At 29.5% G+C, this 2,242-nt stretch carries 4 protein-coding genes; all 4 read right to left on the bottom strand.

The features are described 5' to 3' along the window. A partial coding sequence (locus VK998_RS09880; protein WP_325227967.1) for a 4Fe-4S dicluster domain-containing protein occupies nucleotides 1-226 on the bottom strand: 226 nt, incomplete at its 3' end. A 13-nt stretch (nucleotides 227-239) separates the two neighbouring features. Next, nucleotides 240-929, bottom strand: a complete 690-nt coding sequence (locus tag VK998_RS09875) for a TIGR04283 family arsenosugar biosynthesis glycosyltransferase (protein ID WP_325227966.1) — start codon at nucleotides 927-929, stop codon at nucleotides 240-242. Then, nucleotides 919-1,917 carry an aminoglycoside phosphotransferase family protein gene (locus VK998_RS09870; protein ID WP_325227965.1) on the bottom strand — a complete coding sequence of 333 codons (999 nt, stop codon included), beginning with the start codon at nucleotides 1,915-1,917 and terminating at the stop codon, nucleotides 919-921. The genes VK998_RS09875 and VK998_RS09870 overlap by 11 nt, the downstream gene beginning before the upstream one ends. Continuing rightward, nucleotides 1,910-2,242 (bottom strand): DUF2064 domain-containing protein (locus tag VK998_RS09865; RefSeq protein ID WP_325227964.1); only part of this gene is annotated, 333 nt, incomplete at its 5' end. The genes VK998_RS09865 and VK998_RS09870, both read right to left, overlap by 8 nt.

Below are 2,242 nucleotides of genomic sequence, written 5' to 3'. Positions count from 1 at the left end.
ATAAATTGTAACCTTCTTCTATTTTCTTTTCTCTCAGTTCTAAAGACAACTGGCGCCCATCTATATCCACTGGACAAATTCTCTTGCATTCTCCACAAAGATAACAATTATATGCAAGTTCAGGTCGATTAGCATATTCTTTCAAATTTATATTATATTTTTTTAAAAACGAACAATGCTTCGTACATTTTCCACAGTCAATACACTTTTCATAATCTACTGTCAAACCCTTCACCTTCCTATTTATATAGATTTGCAATTACTTCAATGTCTTCACCTTTTCTATACATATGTTGTAATTTTTGCATTCTTGCCATTGTCTTAAGTCTGCCATTCTTTACAAATCGTCTTTCTGAAGTCTGTATTTTTGTTTCTGCTAAAGCAATCTTTTCACCATCTGCTTTTATATCTATTGACAATTGATAGTCCTCCATAATAGGAATCTCTGCAAACTCTCCCAATTCATAGAAATAACTTCTCCTTATAAATATTCCCTGATCTCCAAAAGCTATGTTTCTTAGTCTAACTCTCAAGTTTGACATAAAGCCACATATCTTCATAAGAATACTACTACTATCAAATTTTATTTTAAAACAACCTACTTTATGGCCTTGAGAGACCATTTTATGGATTTGATTAATGGCATCACTAGGCAAAAAACTATCTGCATGTAAAAATAAAAGTATATCTCCTTTTGACAATGAGGCTCCATAGTTCATTTGGAAAGCTCTGCCTTTCTTAGGAGAGTATACAAGCGCATATTTTTCTTCGATTATACTATTGGTTCCATCACTACTTCCACCATCTACAAATATAATTTCACAACAATCCTCAAATTGTTCTAAACTATCTATTAATTTATTTATTGTGGAAGCTTCATTATATACTGGAATAACAATCGAAATCATCTTGTCCGATTTAGTATTCATTTAAATACTCTTCCTTTATCATATTTAAAAAGTTCCTAGATAAATAAGATTTAATTTTCTGATAGGTATAATTATTGAATATGAGCTTGTCAGGATCTTGATACTCTACATAAGCCATAGCACACCAAGTTATGCCCCTTAGACAATTCATAGATAGATAATTCTTTACAGAATTCCAAAGTTCTTTTTCATCCTTATATTGATTAGAATTTTTACAATATTCCTTTATAAAAAAGGAGATTTCTTCTCTAGATAAAATAATATCTGTTTTCCAAAATGTTGTTGTAGGTGTTAAAAAATGTCCCAAATCTTGTGCTGGATATCCATAAAGGGGCTTCTCCCAGTCTACTATATAGTTATTGTTATTTTCTCCATTTATAAGAAAGTTTCCTGAGTTTAACTCTGTATTGATTATAGTTCTATTGCCTATATCTATAGTCTTTATATTCTTTCCTTTTTCTAATAGGTATTCAATACTATCTTTAATCTCCATATCCATATACTTCGATAATCTATATTTATCAAACATCTTCAAACACTCTTCATAGATAGCTTCTATTGGATTTTCTGGTTTTAGTAGATTATTTGCTTTGGGGATAGGCTCATTGTGAATATCTGCCAAAGCCTCTGCTGCGATTTTTAAGTCTTTTTTGTAATTCAAAGGCCTTCCAGGAAGAAACTCCATAACTAAAAACCCATAAGGTATTTGTTCTTTACTGTCGTCACAATAGATAGGTTTAGGAGTTCTATTAGTCTTATTTAATAATTCTAATGCTTCATACTCATATCTAATTTGGTTTTCTAAATCCATCTGACTATTTGTTGCTATCCTTAGTACCAATTTTTTATTATAGGCTTTTGAATTAAAAATATAGTTAATATTATATTCTCCCTGACCTAATAAAGAGAACTCTTCCCTATCATCTATACCAAATCTCTCTGTAAAATCCTTATTTCTCCTTATATTATCTATATCAATTCTATTCATTGCTATCACACTTTTCCATTATTTTATAAACTAGATTTCTTGTGTTTTCACAAGAAGTACTCTCATCTTCTTTTAAAATTTTATATAACTTAAAAAAGTCATCTTTATCATCTATATCTAATTGAATATTCCCTTTTCCATAAGGTTTTCCCTTACTTTTTATTTTATCTATAGTCTCTTCAAACACTGAACTTGTACTATACATTATGTTAAATATATCTTTATTTTGTTCCTTCATTCCAATTAGATAGTATCCTCCATCATAGGTTGGAGAAATAACTATATCTTCTGTTTCCAATACTTTAAAGGCTACTTCTATATCTTT

It is taken from the genome of Schnuerera sp., assembly GCF_035459645.1.
Taxonomy (GTDB): Bacteria; Bacillota; Clostridia; order Tissierellales; family Tepidimicrobiaceae; genus Schnuerera.
Note: the sequence above shows the minus strand (reverse complement) of the source record. Positions and strands in the feature narration are given on the sequence as shown.

Bases quoted from the DNA above. Each gene is read 5' to 3' on its own strand.
- VK998_RS09870 (WP_325227965.1), bottom strand. From the start codon at position 1,917: ATGAATAGAATTGATATAGATAATATAAGGAGAAATAAGGATTTTACA.
- VK998_RS09875 (WP_325227966.1), bottom strand. From the start codon at position 929: ATGAATACTAAATCGGACAAGATGATTTCGATTGTTATTCCAGTATAT.